Source organism: Bradyrhizobium diazoefficiens (assembly GCF_016616885.1).
Taxonomy (GTDB): domain Bacteria; phylum Pseudomonadota; class Alphaproteobacteria; order Rhizobiales; family Xanthobacteraceae; genus Bradyrhizobium; species Bradyrhizobium diazoefficiens_F.
Genome location: NZ_CP067102.1, coordinates 1,852,497 through 1,870,442 on the forward strand (window position 1 = coordinate 1,852,497; position 17,946 = coordinate 1,870,442).

General features: G+C 58.8%; 14 protein-coding genes. 10 read left to right on the forward strand and 4 right to left on the reverse strand.

From position 1 onward, the window contains the following. The first annotated feature begins 242 nt into the window (after positions 1 to 242). Positions 243 to 1,613 carry an aspartate aminotransferase family protein gene (locus JJC00_RS08540; protein ID WP_246774142.1) on the forward strand — a complete coding sequence of 457 codons (1,371 nt, stop codon included), beginning with the start codon at positions 243 to 245 and terminating at the stop codon, positions 1,611 to 1,613. A gap of 1,240 nt (positions 1,614 to 2,853) precedes the next feature. Here the strand turns inward: JJC00_RS08540 and JJC00_RS08545 are convergent. After that, complete coding sequence (locus JJC00_RS08545; RefSeq protein ID WP_200472166.1) at positions 2,854 to 3,111, reverse strand: hypothetical protein; 258 nt, start codon at positions 3,109 to 3,111, stop codon at positions 2,854 to 2,856. A gap of 690 nt (positions 3,112 to 3,801) precedes the next feature. Between JJC00_RS08545 and JJC00_RS08550 the strand changes: the two genes are divergently transcribed. The 3 genes from JJC00_RS08550 (at position 3,802) to JJC00_RS08560 (ending at position 9,129) form a co-directional block, all read left to right on the forward strand. Further along, on the forward strand, positions 3,802 to 5,103 hold the full coding sequence (locus tag JJC00_RS08550) for an aminotransferase class I/II-fold pyridoxal phosphate-dependent enzyme (protein WP_200472167.1): 1,302 nt from the start codon (positions 3,802 to 3,804) through the stop codon (positions 5,101 to 5,103). An 813-nt stretch (positions 5,104 to 5,916) separates the two neighbouring features. Further along, positions 5,917 to 6,609, forward strand: a complete 693-nt coding sequence (locus tag JJC00_RS08555; protein WP_246774143.1) for an SDR family oxidoreductase — start codon at positions 5,917 to 5,919, stop codon at positions 6,607 to 6,609. Between the two features lie 75 nt (positions 6,610 to 6,684). After that, positions 6,685 to 9,129, forward strand: coding sequence for a CaiB/BaiF CoA-transferase family protein (locus JJC00_RS08560; RefSeq protein WP_200472168.1), 2,445 nt, complete (start codon positions 6,685 to 6,687; stop codon positions 9,127 to 9,129). Between the two features lie 191 nt (positions 9,130 to 9,320). Here the strand turns inward: JJC00_RS08560 and JJC00_RS08565 are convergent, their stop codons facing one another. Continuing rightward, positions 9,321 to 9,575, reverse strand: coding sequence for a hypothetical protein (locus JJC00_RS08565; RefSeq protein ID WP_200472169.1), 255 nt, complete (start codon positions 9,573 to 9,575; stop codon positions 9,321 to 9,323). Positions 9,576 to 10,405: 830 nt separating this feature from the next. Here JJC00_RS08565 and JJC00_RS08570 point away from each other — a divergent pair. The 6 genes from JJC00_RS08570 (at position 10,406) to JJC00_RS08595 (ending at position 16,385) form a co-directional block, all read left to right on the forward strand. Next, positions 10,406 to 11,434: a radical SAM protein gene (locus tag JJC00_RS08570; protein ID WP_200472170.1), complete on the forward strand. Its 1,029-nt coding sequence runs from the start codon at positions 10,406 to 10,408 to the stop codon at positions 11,432 to 11,434. A 160-nt stretch (positions 11,435 to 11,594) separates the two neighbouring features. Continuing rightward, positions 11,595 to 12,986 (forward strand): hypothetical protein, encoded by a 1,392-nt coding sequence (locus JJC00_RS08575; RefSeq protein WP_200472171.1) that lies wholly within the window; start codon positions 11,595 to 11,597, stop codon positions 12,984 to 12,986. 164 nt (positions 12,987 to 13,150) lie between these two features. Beyond that, a complete protein-coding gene (locus JJC00_RS08580) occupies positions 13,151 to 13,738 on the forward strand; it encodes a class I SAM-dependent methyltransferase (RefSeq protein ID WP_200472172.1) in 588 nt (195 codons plus the stop codon). A gap of 1,218 nt (positions 13,739 to 14,956) precedes the next feature. Continuing rightward, on the forward strand, positions 14,957 to 15,130 hold the full coding sequence (locus JJC00_RS08585) for a hypothetical protein (RefSeq protein ID WP_200472173.1): 174 nt from the start codon (positions 14,957 to 14,959) through the stop codon (positions 15,128 to 15,130). Continuing rightward, on the forward strand, positions 15,127 to 15,888 hold the full coding sequence (locus JJC00_RS08590) for an amidohydrolase family protein (protein ID WP_200472174.1): 762 nt from the start codon (positions 15,127 to 15,129) through the stop codon (positions 15,886 to 15,888). The genes JJC00_RS08585 and JJC00_RS08590 overlap by 4 nt, the downstream gene beginning before the upstream one ends. Positions 15,889 to 16,076: 188 nt before the next feature. Beyond that, positions 16,077 to 16,385, forward strand: a complete 309-nt coding sequence (locus JJC00_RS08595) for a hypothetical protein (protein WP_200472175.1) — start codon at positions 16,077 to 16,079, stop codon at positions 16,383 to 16,385. A 225-nt stretch (positions 16,386 to 16,610) separates the two neighbouring features. Here the strand turns inward: JJC00_RS08595 and JJC00_RS08600 are convergent, their stop codons facing one another. Both JJC00_RS08600 and JJC00_RS08605 read right to left on the reverse strand, forming a co-directional pair. After that, the gene (locus JJC00_RS08600; RefSeq protein ID WP_200472176.1) at positions 16,611 to 16,961 is read right to left on the reverse strand and encodes a hypothetical protein; all 351 of its coding nucleotides are present in this window, start codon (positions 16,959 to 16,961) and stop codon (positions 16,611 to 16,613) included. 16 nt (positions 16,962 to 16,977) lie between these two features. Beyond that, positions 16,978 to 17,736: a phosphocholine cytidylyltransferase family protein gene (locus tag JJC00_RS08605; RefSeq protein ID WP_200472177.1), complete on the reverse strand. Its 759-nt coding sequence runs from the start codon at positions 17,734 to 17,736 to the stop codon at positions 16,978 to 16,980. Positions 17,737 to 17,946 lie beyond the last annotated feature (210 nt).

Consider the following 17,946-nt stretch of genomic DNA (forward strand, 5'->3'; position numbering starts at 1 on the left):
AGCGATATGTTGGGAGTCATCTACGTAAGTCGAACGTCAGCAGTTCAACACAAGAGCTGGCTGACTTGGTCCACCGCCGTCTTCAGGCCAGGTAAACGCCGCGATGCACAGATCGGGTCGATTTCACTCCAGAGAAACGCCGGCACTTCGAAGGCAGCCGACCGAATGGCAAAGCGGACAAAGAGTGCTCACTGCGACAAGTAGCGCCCGGCCAGTCCAGAAATGGCAATGGAGGACACACGATGGAAAAGGGGGGTGAAGGTCCCAATATGGCAGTCGCGCGTGTTGGGCAGAGATCTAAAGAGAGCTTTACCCGCGCGCAAATGGTGTTTCCTGACGGCACGTCGCGAGCAACAATCGAGCGCGATCCACAGCCGCTTTACGTCGAGCGTGGATTTGGCAGTTATCTGCTCGATATCGACGGCCGTCGATTTCTCGATCTTAATTGCAACTTCACGACGTTGATTCATGGTCATGCCTTCGCGCCCGTCGTCGAGGCGCTCACCCATCAGCTCCAGCGCGGCAGCTGCTTCGCAAATCCGACAACGAGCGAGGTCGAACTCGCCGAGCTACTTTGTGGCCGCATTCCACAGGTTGATTGTGTTCGCTTTGTTAATACGGGAACTGAGGCCGTGTTGTTTGCGATCAAGGCTGCGCGGGCCTTCACTGGACGTTCGAAAATCGCAAAGCTCGAGGGAGCCTATCATGGCGCCTACGATTGGGCCGAAGTGAGTCTGGCGGCAACGCCGGATAATTGGGGTGATCCCAGCGCACCAAAATGTACAGCCTTCTATCGCGGGATGCCTGCAAGTGTGCTCGACGAAGTGGTTGTGCTTCGCTTCAACGATGTTGAAGGCGTACGGCGGTTGTTGTCTTTGCATGCGCACGAGCTTGCTGGCGTCATTTTGGATCCGATGCCAAGCCGCGGTGGTCTAATTGCGCCGAATCCCGAATTCATTGATGCGATTCAGGAAACTGCTCGTAAGAACGACATTCTGGTAATTGCCGATGAAGTCCTTAATCTCAGGCAGAGCTTCCGAGGAGCGTCCGCCCGCTACGGCCTTGTTCCGGACCTCGTCACGATGGGCAAGATCATCGGAGGAGGTTTGCCCATTGGAGCAATCGGCGGTCGTGACGACGTGATGAAAGTCTTCGATGCCTCGGCGGGCCGGCCAATGCTTCCGCAGGGCGGCACATTTTCCGCCAATCCTCTATCCATGACGGCCGGTCTTGCCGCAATGCGCCATCTAGACCATTCGGCTCTTGAGCATATTGAAGCGCTTGGAAACGTTATTCGGGACGGGATTGGCCGGGCGATCTCAAGCCGGAGCGCGCCCCTGTGCGTAACCGGAGCCGCTTCACTCTTTCGCATCCATCCGATGTCACGTGTCCCGAACGACAACCGTGATGCCCATCCCACGCCCGCCGGAGCAACTGTAATGAAGCAGCTAACGCGCTTCTTCGCGGAGAACGGGATCATCCTGCCGCATGGCGCTGCCGCTGCGATCTCGACACCGATGACCCGCGACGACGCTCATTTGATCGTTGATGTGTTCGCAAGCTTTCTCGATAGCCATCAAGACATCATCGAGTCGAGACAGGTACGCACATGACCTAAGCACAGCCGCGCATGTGCGCCCCGCTTCGCATTCGCCATTCTCCGGAGAACGGCCTTTGTGCGCGTGTGCTGTTGAACTGTAATGGTGCGTCTCAAAAGCGCCGCCCCGCAATCTTGCGACTGCCGTCTCGTCGAAGTTAAAGTGCACCGCAAAATTGTTTTTGTGCTCGAGATTGGATGCAAATCGAACCTACCCTCCGATTTTCCAAACTCCGTGAGTATGCGGTTGTCTAAACCAACGGAGCGCCGTCACGGAATCTGGGAAGCGCGCTAAACGCCTGCGCTTCGTGTCAGCACTGTGTACCTAGAGCGCGGCATTTGGCAAGCCGCTTCGTCAGTCTGCTGCAGCTCTTAGATAGATCAGGCTCCTGGAGCGCGCTCCGCTCATACACGGATGGTCAGTGGCGCGGCTGCTTTCCCCGGATCCGCCGCTTCGTCCGGCCGCTGTCGGCCCCATCAGCCGAAGCCGCTAGAAGAGAGTTATATTGTGGTAAGAGAGTCCTTCAGAGGATGAGAGCAAACCGACGCGTAAAACAGTAGTTGTGCGTGGGATGCCGACTAAGCGCTCGTTTTATTTTTTGATCACCGCGATGGCGTGAAAGCTCGCGAGCATTCTGCACCGAATATGGGTCAGCGAGACCGATTTCCATGTCGGATTTGGCGCCAAAATCACGCAACGGCTTCCGTTGAGACCTGCACGGTAGCCGCGAGGCAGATGATGACTGATTAGCGTCGTTTGGTTTACGCCCGGCATGTTGAGGAGGAGCAAAATTGGAGATCCGCGCACGGTGAGCGTCCTCTGGCGGGGCGCGAAATGGGGACTGTCCGCCTCTCTTGTCTGCTACCGCTCTTGAGACGAGAGCGCCGGACTGCTCGGACAGCCCTATCTACGAACCTGATGACGAGCATGCGACGGCCGAAGTGATGCGGCACATCCGGCACGTCGATCAACTACGAAGGGCGCATTAGCAAACAGGCGACGTAGCTTCCGCGCGGCGCTTTGCGGGGCGGCCGCAAGCCTGCTGCTGCGGGGCAGAAAATGGTCGGTACTGCGGGCGTGGGGCCTGCGGATTGCCAAACGGTCGAGCATGCTGTGCGCGCCGCAGCGCCAAGTCAAAATGCGCGCCTACCGTTCGTGATCTGGCAAACGCCGGGAATCATCGACGCCGACCTTGAACGACAAGGTGGCAAAGGGTCCGACGCCGGGAACCGTCATCAGACGCCGGCAGAGAGAATCATGCTGCACCACTTGCAGCAGAACACGATGCAGCCGATCGTAACCCCCGAGGATGCGCGGCGCGAATCCACAAGCCCTCGATGATCACTGTGAGGATTGGATCGCTGCGCTCGATCGGCTCGCGGACGGCACCGCGGGCACCGGCGCCAACGAGCAACCCATAGCCCCGGAGCGAACCACGAATGTGGCTTTCGAGGGCCGTTAGTGTGCGCTTGAGCAGCTTCCGCTTGGTCAGCAGCGTACGCATCTTCTGCATGTCGATAATCTTGACATGGACGGCGTCGTACCGGCCGCGGTCGCATCATCTGCGCGATGCCGCGTGCATCGTTGCGATCTGTTTTGTTGCGCCGTCGAGAGCGAAACTCGCATGTGGCAAGCCTCGACGACGCTGTGTGGCCACGAACACATAATTCCTTGCATCAGGCTCCGGAGTCGGTCCGACCTCGGCTATCGCCGTGCACCGGCTTCTCGAAGCCCGATTTGAAGAGCCCTCCGTCACTGGAGCCGACGAACGAAATAGAAAAGTCACGCAGGCAATTTGCGCCGGGTGTTGAAAGTCTCGAGCGCTACCGATGCCCATATTGCGTGTGTGTGAGTGCGCTCGCAAACGTCTCGAAGAGCATGGTGGTTGCGTCTCCTCAGAATGGACGCCAGTTCCGGGTCGGCCCGGTACAGTCGCAATAGGGCAGCACCATTTCCCACCCATTGGGGCCATTTCACAGTCAGTGCCGTGTCGGCGTGGCGAGCGCGCCCCTTACGCGATCTACCCCTCTGATCTGATAGCTGCCCAAGGGAAGTCGCCAGTGGTTTAGTGTTTGAACCAAAGGCCGATCCAGCTGCCCGTGGACTGTAGAGATCTTCCACTTCGGCCCTATGTCACCAAGCCGCTCGTCGTCGCACTCAAGCGGACGGTGCCCGCTGTCTTGCCAAGTGGAAGGAGAACGAAATGCAACAGGGGAGCCCGCTGTCAAATAGTCGGCCGCCCGAACATTTTCGGAACACCGCCTACGTGATCAACAAGAGCCGCCAGTATTTCGATGCAGCCCACGCGGCTGGTCTCATGGCGGTCCAAGGACGTTCTACGGCCGGGCGCTCCATTGCTTTGGGTACGGGTCCACTTGACCATAGACGGCAGGTAATCGATTTCGTGCGATGCTCATACCTTGGCCTGGACAATCATCCCGCTATCGTTGCTGGCGCGATCGAAGCAATTGAGGCGCATCATTCGTTGCACTGGTCATGTGCACGAACAAGGCTCAATTTCGATCTTCTGGCAGAGCTTGAAGCGACCCTGTCGGAGATGTTTTGCGCACGCGTACTCGCCTTTTCCACCGTCATGCTCGCCAATTTAGGCGCGATGCCCCTCCTTGCTTCGGGGCAATTGACGGGCGAAAAAAAGCCGATCGTGGTGTTCGACCGAATTGCACACATATCGCTCGCATATCACAAGCCGGTGGTGGCTGATGAAACGCGGGTGGAAACGATCGCGCACAACGACATCGATTCTCTCGAACGCTTGTGCCGCGAACATCCAGTGGTCGTCTATGTATGCGATGGTGTTTACTCGATGGGAGGGAATTCGCCCATCAAGGAACTGCGTCAGCTTCAGGAACGTTATGGACTCTTCCTTTATATCGATGATGCTCATGGGATATCGGTGTTCGGACGCCGAGGTGAAGGATTTGCTCGCTCTCAGTTTCCGAAAGACTTGGGTGACCGCACGATCATAGTAGCTTCCTTGGCCAAGGGATTCGGCGCATCGGGCGGTATGGTGATGCTCGGAACGGCCGAACATGAGGCTCTGTTTAGACGATACTCGATTCCCTACGCGTTTTCGGTGGCTCCCAACCTGGCTGCAGTTGGCGCGGCGCTTGGCTCGTGCAAGATTCATCGCTCGTCAGAGCTGGGTGAACGACAGCGGCGGTTGGCGCAACGGATCAAGGTATTTGACTGCCGTGTCCCAACCGCCGAGCAGGGCAATCCATTTCCGATCAGAATGATCGCCATTGGATCCGAGGCTGAAGCTATTGCAATCGCAAGAGGGCTTCTCGACGCTGGTTTCTATACTTCGGTGACGTTCTTCCCGACCGTCGCGCAGGGAAGCGCAGGGATTCGGGTGTGCATTACGGCCGATCATGAGACCGGCGACATAGAGCGGCTCTGCGACTGCATCTTGGAAAGGGTTCCCGACACAACGGCCAAGCTCTGTATGCCATCCGCCGTTGCCAGAGGTGATAATGACTATTGAGCGGAGGAGATTCGTCGAGCTGCCCGGCACGACCAAGTTGCTTGCCTTTGATGCGAATAAGCAGGACGAAGACCCGTCAAACCTCGATCCAGTGTTCAATTACGAGGGCGTCTCCGAGTTGTTACGGTCAACGTCATCGGCGCGTACTTACGCGAAATCGAATACTCTTGCAGAGGGCGCCTACACCCGAATGAGGTATGGACTTAGTGTAGGTCATCTCGCATTGGGAAAGCGTTTCAGATTGGCGACATTGGCGCGATGCCTTGCCACTGGTACTGCCCCAGCGGCCCGTGCGCTTTTCAAGCTCCTTCAAGCCGATGCGGCGCCCGCAAACGAGCGGTCCGGAGGGGGCATACAGGCGCCGATGCCGATGGAATTCGGTGAACTCCTGAAAGGGCGCCTCCCGCTCGAAAGTTTGCGGTTCTCGATCGCAAGGCCACTTCATCTCACGTCCGGCTGGACCGGCTTCAAAGGCCTCCGGAAGATGTGGGCGTTCCGAGCCGCCGTTCTCGAACTTAGTCAGCCGATTCTCCTGGCCATGCATATTGGCCGGATCTGGGACTGCATCGGACCGATCATTACGCTTATGACTGCTGCTATAGGCAGGCTGCGCTGCATCGCGACACCGCAAGGGTACCTCCACCTGCTGTGGACTCCCCTGTGCATTTCCAGCGCTGTGGACTCGCCAGATACGGCTGTTGCGACCGTTTGGCGATCATGATGACACCAGGAAAACTCAGGGGTCGAAGCGACGGACGCGTTGCTCTCGTGACGGGAGGGGCACGCGGGATTGGACTCGAGATCGTACGTCGGTTGTCGGCCGATGGCTATCAGGTCGCCTTTGTGGCGACGAGAGCAGAGCATGTGGAGCGGGCGCTTGAGAGTCTTAGCGGCCCAGAAGATCGTCTCTATGCCGAGGCGATCGACGTAACGCGACAAAACGAGGTGGAGCGATTTGTTGATCGCATCCAGGCGCGCTGGGGCGACATTGGGACTTTGGTGAACAACGCAGGCATTTCTCCAAAGCGCACGGACCAGGATGCTCCTTGGCTTTCGCAGATGTCTCTCGATGAATGGGCGCGGGTCATCGATGTCAATCTCAAAGGTCCCTTCATTCTCATAAGGCTCTTGGCGCCAGAAATGATCGCGAAAGGCTATGGGCGGATTATCAATATCGGGTCACTCGCGGGCCGTGCTATGCCGTTGATCGCGGGGCCCCACTATGCCGCCTCAAAGGCTGGGCTGGTCGGATTAACCCGCGCTGCTGCGCGGGATCTGGCCCCATGCGGTATTACGGTCAATTGTATCGCTCCAGGGCGGATCCTCAGTGATCTGACCGGACCACCTGAGGCTGCTGTCAACCGCTCCGCCCTCAGCCGGATTCCGGTCGGCCGTTTTGGAACGGCCGAAGAGGTAGCGCACGTCGTAGCCTTTCTGGCCTCGCCACTGGCCGGCTTTATCACCGGCGCAACCATCGATATCACGGGCGGCGAGTTCGCCGCATAAGGCGATGGATATCGCATTTGGCACGAAAGCGTTCCGTTGCCGTCAAATGCCGCGGCCAAAAAAGAGGAACCCTCGATGGGAGCGTTATCACATCTGCGGGTGATTGAGATCGGCAGTTCTGCGGCAACCTGCTATTGCTCGCGCTTGTTTGCCGATTTCGGCGCCGACGTTCAGAAAGTCGAGCCGCCAACCGGCGATCCACTGCGCCGCAGCGGTCCACTCACGCCAGGTGGTCAGAGCGCGTGGTTCGCATTCTTGAACTTCAACAAATCGAGCATCATCATAGATTGCGCCGGACCCGACGCGATCACACGCCTGACGGAGTTGATCGAGGGGTGTGACATTCTGGTCGATGGCCGCGATGTTGATCCTGCGGAATGCCCGTCGATAGATATCGGGGCGATCCGGCAGCGACGTCCCGCGTTGATCTATATCGAGGCAAGTTGGTTTGCTCGCGACAGCCCTTACGCCGAATTCGCCGCAACCGACTCCACCGTGCGCGCGCTCGCCGGTCTCATCAAGCTGGTTGGACCGGTCGAGGGTCCGCCGTTGCACGCACCGGACTTTCAGGTCGGAATTCTTGCCGGCTTATGGGGTTTTGTCGCCGCGGCTTCTTCGGCGTTTGCGAGAATGCAGGGTGCAGCAGGGCGGTCGTGGTCGCTCAGCATATTCGAATCGAGTCTCGCGCTCAGCGAGTATCAGCTGTTTGAGGCGTTTGCGCGCAGCGACATGATGCGCCGGATTGGCGTTAACCGCTTCTGGCCGAACTTTCCAACCGGCATCTACGAGACGAAAAAAGGTTGGCTCGGTGTTACGACAATCACTCCGGCACAATGGCACGCGTTCTGTGATATGCTCGGCTTATCCGAATTGCGGGACGATTCAGCTCTCGTGCTCGGGAAGGACCGTCTGCAACGCCGGGAGCAGATCGAGCGACAGTTCATGCCCAGGCTGAAGACGCGGACAGCGCAGGAATGGTTTGCGGAGGGATTGAAGCGCAAGATTCCAATCGTGCCAGTACCAGAAATTTCCGATCTGCTGCAGGGCGCGGAGAAGAGAGAGCGCGGCGCAATCGTGCCCGTGCTGCTCGGCGAAGAAGAGGGCCTGACGGCCGGCTCGATGCAGCGACTGACATTGACGCCGCCGCGCCGGGGTGGAAGGGTTCCGGCTCCCGGTGAGCAGCAGGCTTTCGCGATTGCCCGAAGACACTTGAGCGACGCTGCGTCGGCGTCGTCCGGCCTCATCGATGCTGATGGGCTACCCTTGCAGGGGATTCGTGTCATCGACTTTACGATGGGGTGGGCGGGTCCGTTGTGTACGCGCACACTTGCCGATCTCGGTGCGGATGTCATCAAGATCGAAGCGGTCCAGTATCCCGACTGGTGGCGCGGCGTTGACCGCCGGCCGGCCTACGTCGACGACCAGATGTACGAAAAGACGCTGCGCTTCTGCATGATAAACCGCAACAAGCGCGGTATCACACTCGACCTGACGCGCCGGCCGGGCCGGACTCTCGCCAAACGGCTTATATCGAGAGGTGATATTGTTGTCGACAATTATTCGGCCGATGTGCTGCCCAAGCTCGGGCTCGGGTATGACGTGCTCAGAACGCTCAATCCTCAGCTCGTGATGATGTCGATGTCAGCCTTCGGCACGAACAGCGTCCATCGCAGTTGCCGGGCCTACGGCTCGACTCTCGAGCAGGGCTCGGGGTTGCCGAGCGTGATCGGAAAGCCGGACGGGCCACCCCTCATGAGCCACATCGCGTTCGGAGACGCGGTCGGCGGGTTGAATGGCTGCGCTGCAGTTCTGGTTGCATTGATGCACGCCCGCAAAACCGGGCAGGGACAATTCATTGATCTCTCGCAGATCGAATGCATGATGCCCTTTGCGGCGCCTTGGATCACTGTCCATTCGATCGGCGGTACGCCCCCGGTAAGATACGGCAACCGACATCCGCAGTTCGTGCCGCATGGTTGCTTCCGGTGTGCTGGGGAGGACGATTGGATCGTGGTATCGGCGACCGAGGAGGGCATGTGGCAGAGGCTTGCCACCGTTATTGGCCGGCCAGACTGGGCCACGGACACATCGCTAAGATCTGCTGAAGCCCGCCGCGGCATCGAGGATCTGATCGAGAGAACTGTCGAAGCCTGGACGCTCAGCCGGGATGCGGATCAGGCGATGTCCGAGTTGCAGGCTGCAAGGGTCGCCGCCGGCGTGGCGCGCCTGCCGATTGACCTGCTCAACGATCCACACGTCAAGTCCCGTGCATTTCTGCAGGAAGTCGAACGCGCTTTCATTGGTCCGCATCCGCAACCCTCGATACCGATTCGCGAAGGTGCGCGGCCATATGCGGTCCGCACAGCGGCACCGACGCTGGGACAACATAATAAAGAGATCCTATCAGGGCTTCTCGATCTCTCCGACACCGAGATCGGGCACTTGGCGAAGGAGGGCATCATCGGCACCCAGATGCTATCGGACGCGGAGCTCGCAAGATCAAAGAAAGTGCCGTCATAAGTCGACGTTAGCCAGATTGACGGACCTACAGAACTTGCTGTGATATCAGGTCGCCCGCCCAGTGGCCGCCTCGACCGGTCGAACGCGGCAGACCTGGCGTGATCTGCCCCGTTACCTCGAGGGCATGCGCGCCGAGCGCTGACGCACAAGGAACCTCGTGCGGTCGCCCTGTTCAATTGTGCGCCGACTTTTCAGGCCACGCGCCTCGTGGCCGCGATCTCCGAATTGGCAGAAACATCGAGCTCGATTTCATGCGACAGCTCGACGATCGTTTCCGGATGATAGCCATTCTCGCGCAATGCGTACTTTAATGCTTGGGCGCGGTTCACGAAGAGGCCGCCAAAAATGCCGTTCTGTTCGCAAGCAATCCAGTTGCCACGACGGTTCCTGCCAACAAAGACGGTCGGCGCTGCAGGCCTGCACGAAGGAGGTTTGTCGAGCTTCATGATCATCATCCTTCTAAGCTCGAATGGTATGCTTCTCGGCCGACCTCTGCCGAATCCAGAAGGCTCAAACGTCGGCGGCGCAGGATCGTTTGGTTGCAACGCGCGCTGTTTACAAGCGACAGCGATACGCTTGACGAACGTCGCGCCAACCGCGACGTTGCCTCGTCAGCGCACACATCAGGAGTCATCGGGCTAGCTTCATTGGCAGCTCTTGGAATCGACCCACCGTATTGGCGGCGGCTTCTTCGTTTTCGTTTCAGCAATCGGTGTGCCACTCGCTGAAGCTGATGCGCGCCGTGGTTTACGAACACGCGTCTGACATCGTCCCACGCACGCGGTGACGAGCTTAACGGCTCCGCGAATTCCGAGAGAAATCGAATGGGTGTTACGCGACAAATCGTTCCGGCTACGCCGGCTTCCCCCTATTAGTAGGAAGGGTTAGAAGTTTCTGCTCGGTAACGCGCAGATGAAGAAGAGCTGTTCCCGCAATTGGCGCTCGCTGACTGCACTCTCCTCGTCAGATCGACGCTTTGTGGTGGGTGGGACGGATGATGCGACTTTTACTGGCTAGAAAGTGAAATGCTCATCGCTGCCAATGCCGCGACCAATAACGCCGATGGAGCTGGGCGCGCTGTCGGAAGTGTGTAGAGCGGCTTGGCGACTGGCGGTGCGTGCGCGTGCATCTGTCTGAAACCAAGCGCGCCGGATGTCGGGAATCCGCCAAGCTGTTTGGAGCACGACATTGGACCCTCAAACTAGTCAGCGATTCGGCGCGTCGCTCTGGCATAAATCCTGCTGCAACCTTTCTGGGAGAAAGCCAGGAGGATGCCATGCCAAGCGAACATGCGCTGCCCATTGTCTTCAACCACGCGAGAATTTGTGTATCTTTCTACTGCAATCTTCATTGCGAGCACTGCTATGTTCCCGAAGAGTATCGGGATCAATACAAGCGTCTTTTGGAGCCATCACAACTGTCTGTCGAGGAGATGACAGATTTCATCGACCTTCTCGCCGACAAATATTCCCTGAGAAAAGTCTCATTGACGGGTGGCGAGCCGCTTCTGAAATTGGTGTTTCCGCGCACGGCAGCCCTGATGGCCCATGCGAACAAGCGAGGCCTTCAGGTGCAATTGAACACAGGAGGGCTCGGCCAGGTGCCGATTCCTGATGTCGTCTCAATTTTCGACGATCCCAAGAAACTAACGTTCCAATTCAGTTTTGACGGTGCAAAGCGGGAGACCGTGGAACGCTTCCGGGGGAGGGCGGGTGTTTACGATTCCGCACTCCGGCAGATGGCAGAGGCGGTCAATTGCGGAGTCTTGGTGCAAGCCAGGATGACGGCTAACCGGCACAACATCAGTGAGGCGCTGGACGCCTATCGGCTCCTGTCGTCGGTCGGCGTCCACTCCTTCAGAACCAAGCCGATGTTCGCCTCGGGTGTTGCCCTCGACAATGAGGACGCGCTCTTGGGCTCGGCTGACGAAATTCGAGAGCTGCAGGAGGCCCTGATGGGGATTGCTGCGGAGCCCAGCTCATCACGCCTCGAACTGCCGCCGCCGATTTTCGTCGATACGTCGCAGCCGCGGCCAAACGTCCGATATACCGAATGCGACTGCGGTAACACCGCGGTCTACCTCTCTACAAACGGGGATTTGTATCCCTGTTCCTTCGTTGTCGGTGATCCCGATAGCCAGGAGTTCCTCCTCGGCAATATCCGATCGCCGGAATTCGATCTGGAGAAGGTTTGGCGTACATCGCCGGCTCTCAAGAAATTTCGGGCGAACAGTGGCTGCGGCCAATGCCCGAGCCAGGTCGCCCTCCTGAAGAATATCGAGAACCGTGCGCTCGCCTGCGCCTGACCAGGCGAACGATGAACGAAATGCGGTCTCCATATCGGCGGTCCTCGATGCGCGAGGCGGCAGTATCCCACCTTGTCAGCGTCCGTCAGGTAGACCCGGTGTCTGCCCTCATTGCGTCCGAGGTTCTGATTGAGGCAAAAGCGAGAGAGTATCAGAAGGCATGCAAGGAGATATCATTCTCGTCGGGCTCGGTGCTTATGCCCGGGCGAAGTATATTCCTCTTATCGAGGATGCCGTCTCCAGCGGTCGAGCATCGGCCTTCCACGTCGTCGAGCTCGACAGTGCGCGAGACGACGTGGAAGCCTTTTTCCGGACCCGCACCTGCCAGCCGGCGAGCGTCTCATGGGTACCCGATCTCCGGCGGCGGGCGATCTGGTATTCCGGCCATGGGGAGGACGTCCTGACGGCTCTGGCACGTCCAGGCATGAAAGTCATCGTCGCGACCGAACCCAAGGCCCATTTGGGCTACCTTCGCGCGGCTCTTGGACTTGGCCTTGATTGCCTGGTCGACAAGCCCGTCGTTCTTCCGATGGGGTCGAATGGACGCCCTGCAGCGGACCGTCTGGTTGGTGCGGTCGCCGAGCTCAAGGAAATCTGCGACCGGACTGGCGGCCGTTGCGTGGTCATGACGCCGCGCCGCTTCAACGCAGTGTACGAATTGATTGGACGCTATGCGCGCCGCGCCTCCCGAAACCTTGGCACGCCGGTCACCTATATTGGTATCGAGCATCACGCGGGAGTGTGGAACACGGAGGAGGAGATCCTCTCCCGGGAGGACCATCCTTACCGCTACGGCTACGGAATGCTTTGCCATTCCGGCTATCACTACATCGATATTCTCTCTGGTCTCCTGGCTCACAATGAGGAGCACTTTGGGAGGCTGGCGGTTGAGCTGGATGTCCACCGGGCGAGCGCCGCCGACCAGGTCGGGCAGATTGGCCCGGATCCGGTCCGCAGGCTTCGCGGCGACGCGCCAGACGCTGCACTGTTTCCCGCGCCACCATTCTGGGGTGAGACGGATATTGTCTCGTCCGGAGCCGCAAGGCGTCCCGGAAGTCGCGAGACCGTCTGCCTGTTTCGGCTCGACCTTCTGCAGACCAGCGTCTCACTGCGCAATTGGCGGCAACTGCCGGCCGATGTTTACAACAAGAACGGACGGTACGGTTCCGAGACCATTCGCTTGAATATCGGTCCCTTCGTAGCGATCGAGGCCAGGATTTTCAAGCGCCCACACCTGAACATGGAAGATCACCCGGAACTGAGAAGGGAGGCGCACATCACGCTTTGGCGCAATGCCGGTTTCCTCGGCGGCGCAGTTTTACGCGAGCGGCGTTATCCCGCACGGGACACGCTTGTCCGAAACGCTGATCTTGGCGCTGGCCGCAAGAGGCTGTTTGACGATTGGCTGGCGGGGAGGAGCGAGAAGAGTTCCCTCGACTCGCACACCCGGACAATCTCGCTCTTTGCTCATTATTTGGCGGCGCTCACGACAGATGGAGCGAACCGCGATCAAGCGACTCCATCACGCGCCCTTAGCAAAGTGCCGGCATGAATGTCGCCGCTTCGGCTTGAGCGGGCCCTCGGCATTCTGATCTTGCAGTATTCGCCGGAAACGGCCCGACATTGGCCATCGTTGGTCGTGGCCGGGAAGGTGGGGCTCTTGGCCGTGCGTACTGCATGCCAGACGCATTCTTCTGATCAACTGCGAGACGATTGATGAATGGTGACCGTCACGACGTTCTATTTGACGGTAGCCATCCTCTGCCCAGCAACTACCGGGCATACAGGCAGTCTGTTCATGTTCCGCTGGTCCAGTTGCTTCGACAAAATCCGGGGTGCCGCTTTCTCGAGATCGGCGTAGGGCCGACCTTCAGGCAGGAGCGGTTCAGGGCTATCAACGAGCTCGACATCCGCTATGTGGGCCTGGACTTCGAACATGTTTGCGCCCAACGCCGTGCCGATCTGTCCAGTGCCGGCATCGCCGATCGAAACATCACCTTTCTGGGAAATGCGTCAGGAACATACCTGTTCAACTTGATCAGGTTGGCGAGAAATCGAGAGACTTTCGACATCATCTATCTCGACGGTAGCCATTCGATCTATGTCGATCTGGCGGCTGCTTTTGCAGCAATACGGCTATTGAGGCCTAGTGCTCTGTTCCTTTTCGATGATGTGAGGTTTTCCTTCGGAAGGAGACGTTTGATCCCGACCACAACTCAATATGCGGATGCCAATGAGGCGAAGCAGTTGACCGAGGATGAAGCCAGCGAAGCTCACGTACGATCATCATACGGGACTATCTGATTCCTTTGTTCGGTTTGAGGTGGAGCGGTCGTGGTCGGATCCTGATTGGATCGCACTCCGAGCGCCCAAATCCGCTCGGTGGATGCGGATTTGACGGTTTTCCCATGATCGCGCTCCGCGATCGACGTCTGCACCGCTATCACGAAGCAAGCCGGCAGGGTTCGCCCTCTGGGCACGCCTGAAGTTGCCGCCATGGTCGTTCGAAGCCTTGAACTTGCAAACGTTCCCGACGGCCGTGTCGTCGTTCTTTCGGAAATCGATGATCGATCTACGATCAAGGAGCCGGCCGATCAATCAGCTACCTGCTCGCCACGACGCGCTTCTCATCTCCAGGCGCCAGCTGAGGGCCGAATTCACGCGGCGCTGCAGGCAAAAATTGTGCTCTGATGTGCTCAGTCATTGCTGTGCTTTCTGGTTCACGTGTTCAATTTTGCAAGGCCGCCCCTGCGTGCGTGACTAGAGTGAACGAGGCCCATGCTGCTGGCAGCCTTGATGTCCCGAGCTCGAGGTCAAGATCGTGTTGCTGGTGAGTTCGCTGCTGTTATAGCTGACCACCTCTTCGACTTCCCAAGCTCAATCGCCGGCCGCTCCAGTTCCTGCAGCCATCCGCTGCCGGAAAGCGAGGGGCGGGCGCCTTAGCCTTGTCGATGGCGCGCAATCATCGGTCATTGCGGAGGGTGGCATCCTGCGTAATGGAGCAAAAATTGCTGGATTTCTGCGCGACTTAATTCTGCGTTGCGAGCTTGCTGCAAAGCGAACTGCTATCCGGACTAGAAAATGCCTTACGCGAGATTGCTAAGGGAGTTGGGTGTCATCAAAGAAGGCATGCTGCACGCATAAATCTCATGTAGGCCTTACGGTTGTTAGAGCCGACCGCAAGCATAAGACGGCGGCCGGGCGCGCTCAATCGTGACAAATGCGGGCGGCGGCATTGGCGGAAGGATGATAATTATACGCACGGCGCTGCGAACGATCTGGATTTCGCTCGCACGGTATTTGCATCGCGCGAAATGATCGTAGGGCCTGTCATAGCGAAGCCATTCCGAATGGCGTCACTGCAAGAGAATCGGACCGTGTTGACTTATCTGCATCCCGTATCTTTTTTCGCGACGAGACTTACATGGCCGGCCAAATGACCAAGAAGAGCATCTGCCGCGAGCCCGAATTTGCAGCGGCGCGCGAGCACTCCGTGTCGGATTCGGCCGGATCGGTGAAGGCATGGCGGCCGATCTCTATCGCGCGGACGCGCAGCCGGACATCACCGGCAGAGTGCTTGAGCAGGAGCTGGAAAGTCTCGACCCTCGCGCTGGCATCGAGGATGTGAATATGGGTGCGCGCTGCGGCCTTATGAGCGTTGTTCAGGCGGAGCTCTGCGGCGAGGGCGCTTCATGAAGATCGACTGCGAGGTGCATGCTTTCCGTCTTAAGAGCCGGCAGGCTGCGCCCATCATCGACGGCTCCATGGAAACGCTGGAAGGCGCCGCGCGGGGATCGGAGATCACCGGCCTGGTCCTGGTTCAGCCTGCCTTCCTGAACGGCGACCCGGCCGAGCTCTTCGCCCGGGCGAGCCAGACCCGGATACCCGTGAGGCTCATTCCGCCCCTCGTGCAACCGGTGGCGCCTGAGGTGCTGGAGGAGTGGGCTCGATCAGGCGCCATTGGTTTAGCGCTAACCCTCACCGATTCCGATCCGCTCGCCGAATCCCTCGAGGCCGCGCTCCAGCTGGGCCTGCACTTGGAGGTGTCGGGTGGCCTCGAAGGACGTGAGCACCTCGCAGAGTTGCTCCTCGCCGACGGCCATCGACTGGTTTTCCGCGGCTTCGGACTTGCGGATAGCGCCCGCGATCCTGCCTGGGATCCTCGCCTCGCACGGCTTCTGGCGCTCGCGCAGGGCGCCGAGGTGTGGGTGAAGCTGTCGGGGATCGGACGCGTCCCAGACGGCTGGGCCCATGCAGCTGCGGCCAGAATGCTGCGGGAGCTCGGGCCGAAACAGCTACTCTGGGGCTCGGAGTGGCCGCACGTCGGAGCCGCCCACGCCTACGCGCCATCCTATGCGCAGACACTTGAGTGGCTTCAGGACCTCGTCCCAGACGAGGACGCCCGAGGGCGAATCCTCGGCGAGACGCCTGCGGCCCTTTACCGATTTCGGTGAGTTCAGACCCGGACGCCTGCCGAAATGACCAAATCAGCATCGCCCACCGGAGCCACGGGTTCGCCGCTGAAGAGATTTCGCTCAAAAGCGACAGATGGAGCGGCCAAAATGTTTTCTGAGAACCCAAACCGAGCATGCGTAGAACCAGTAGGGCGGAAGCGGAAAGCCGACACCGGATAGGTTTGGCTATGGATGCAGACGTGCACACGACGGTGGAGATTATTTGTTCAGGGGCTGATGAGATGTCTGATCGATTTCCAATCTTTGACGTTATCTTGGAACAGCGCAGACGAAGCTGGGTGTGGTCGGTCCGCACGACCGGCGGCACGCTGGTCATGACAGGTTCAAGAAGCAGCCGATCAGATGCTCGCTATGAAGCCGACCGAGCGCTTTTTCTGATGCTGCTGAACGCGCCTTATCATTCGCGGCTCTCGGCGCGAATGATCCATGCTAACCAACAGGCTCGCGCGCGGCGTTCGCTTCCGCCCAAACTTTAGAGTCCTTTGACCTAGCCGGCTTCTGTTGGCGCGCCCGGTCTAGCGGGCTGACCAGACCAGCTCTCAGCAGTTGTTGGAGCCTCCCCTTAGCAGCCCGATATGGCTATCGCTGCGGGTCCAAGGAAAGGCGGTGTTCGTTGGGCGTCAACTTTCGAATATCCATCTCAACGCCGAGGCGTGAATGCTACTTTCACCTTAGTGGTCCCAGCGATAGCTTTTGGGAGGTCAAGCGGCTTCCAGGAGAGCTGCCTTTTTGCAGAGGCGGACAGCCAGCGGCAAAAAAGCACGTGCGATTTCAGTCTTGTCACTGCGGTCGACCGCATAGGCCCGATATTGCATGCCGCTTGCAGCACGTGACCCCGGTACCAGGTGCAGGACGCCGCCACGTACGAGATCGCTGACAACAATTTCGGGGCGCCACCAAAAGGCATTTTCCCCCGTCATGACCGCCGGCAGAGCAAGGTAATTGTGATCGTATCGCGCGCCCGCCTTGACGTCTGCGGACCGCGCCGAGGGCGCTTCACCATCGTCGCTGGCCACCTCGACCTGCCACTTAGCCTGAAGTTCATTCGACACGACCGAACGCGTTCGTTCAGGCGAAAATGCGCTCCGCCGCGCGCAGATCGTCGATGCTGTCGACTTCGTACCACTTGAGATCGTCACAACGTGCCACTGCGAGCTTTAGACCCCGCCTTTCCACCAAGTCGGCAAGAAGCTCCTCGATGTATGCCTGCCTAGCTCCCGAAGCGATGATATCGTCGAGCGCCGGGACGATTGTTTCCCGGAGGGTCGACGCCGAGAACCGCAGCAGGTTCATCGTCTTGAATAGACTTGGACCATCCGCTGCAATGTTGGCGGCGGTCTGCTTCATGCGGAAAGCTGAGATGAAGCCGCTATCCGACAACAGGACTGCTGACCCTTCCATCAGCTCGTCGAAGGGGGCTACCGCAGCCATATCGGCCGCCGGCCCGAGCAGAAGGTAACGCAACGCGTCCTTCTCGAAAAAGACATCACCCTCGAGAAGAAAGCAGTCGTCCGAAAGAAGTGCGTCGCGTGCCAACCATAAGGAATATGCGCTGCCGGTGTGGGCGAAGACAGACGACTCCACGTATTTGATTTTGAGTTTCCCAAAGCAGCTGCCGCAGGCATATTGAATAGCGTCCTTCCGATAACCGACGACGATCGTCACCTCCTCGACACCGACCGCTTGCAGATTGTGGAGAGCGTTGTGAAGGATCGGAGTGCCGTTGATCTCGACCAGGGGCTTGGGACGCAGATCTGTCAGCGGACGCAGGCGCGAGCCCAAGCCGGCCGCTAGAATGACGGCCTTCTTGGTAGCATTGCTAGCCATCGAATGACCTTTCATTGGGAGGGAACCGTCATTTAAGGCGTTAGGGGCTGATCGCGACCTGAATATCCGTGCGGAGAAACCAAAAGCAGCGGCAACGCAGAGAAAGTGATCAATGAGAGCCCTCGCGCTATTGTGTGAAATATCCGGTGTCAGGAAGGCAACCTCAAGCGTGGATGGACATTCCCGTGAAGCGTGTGACGATGGGAAGGG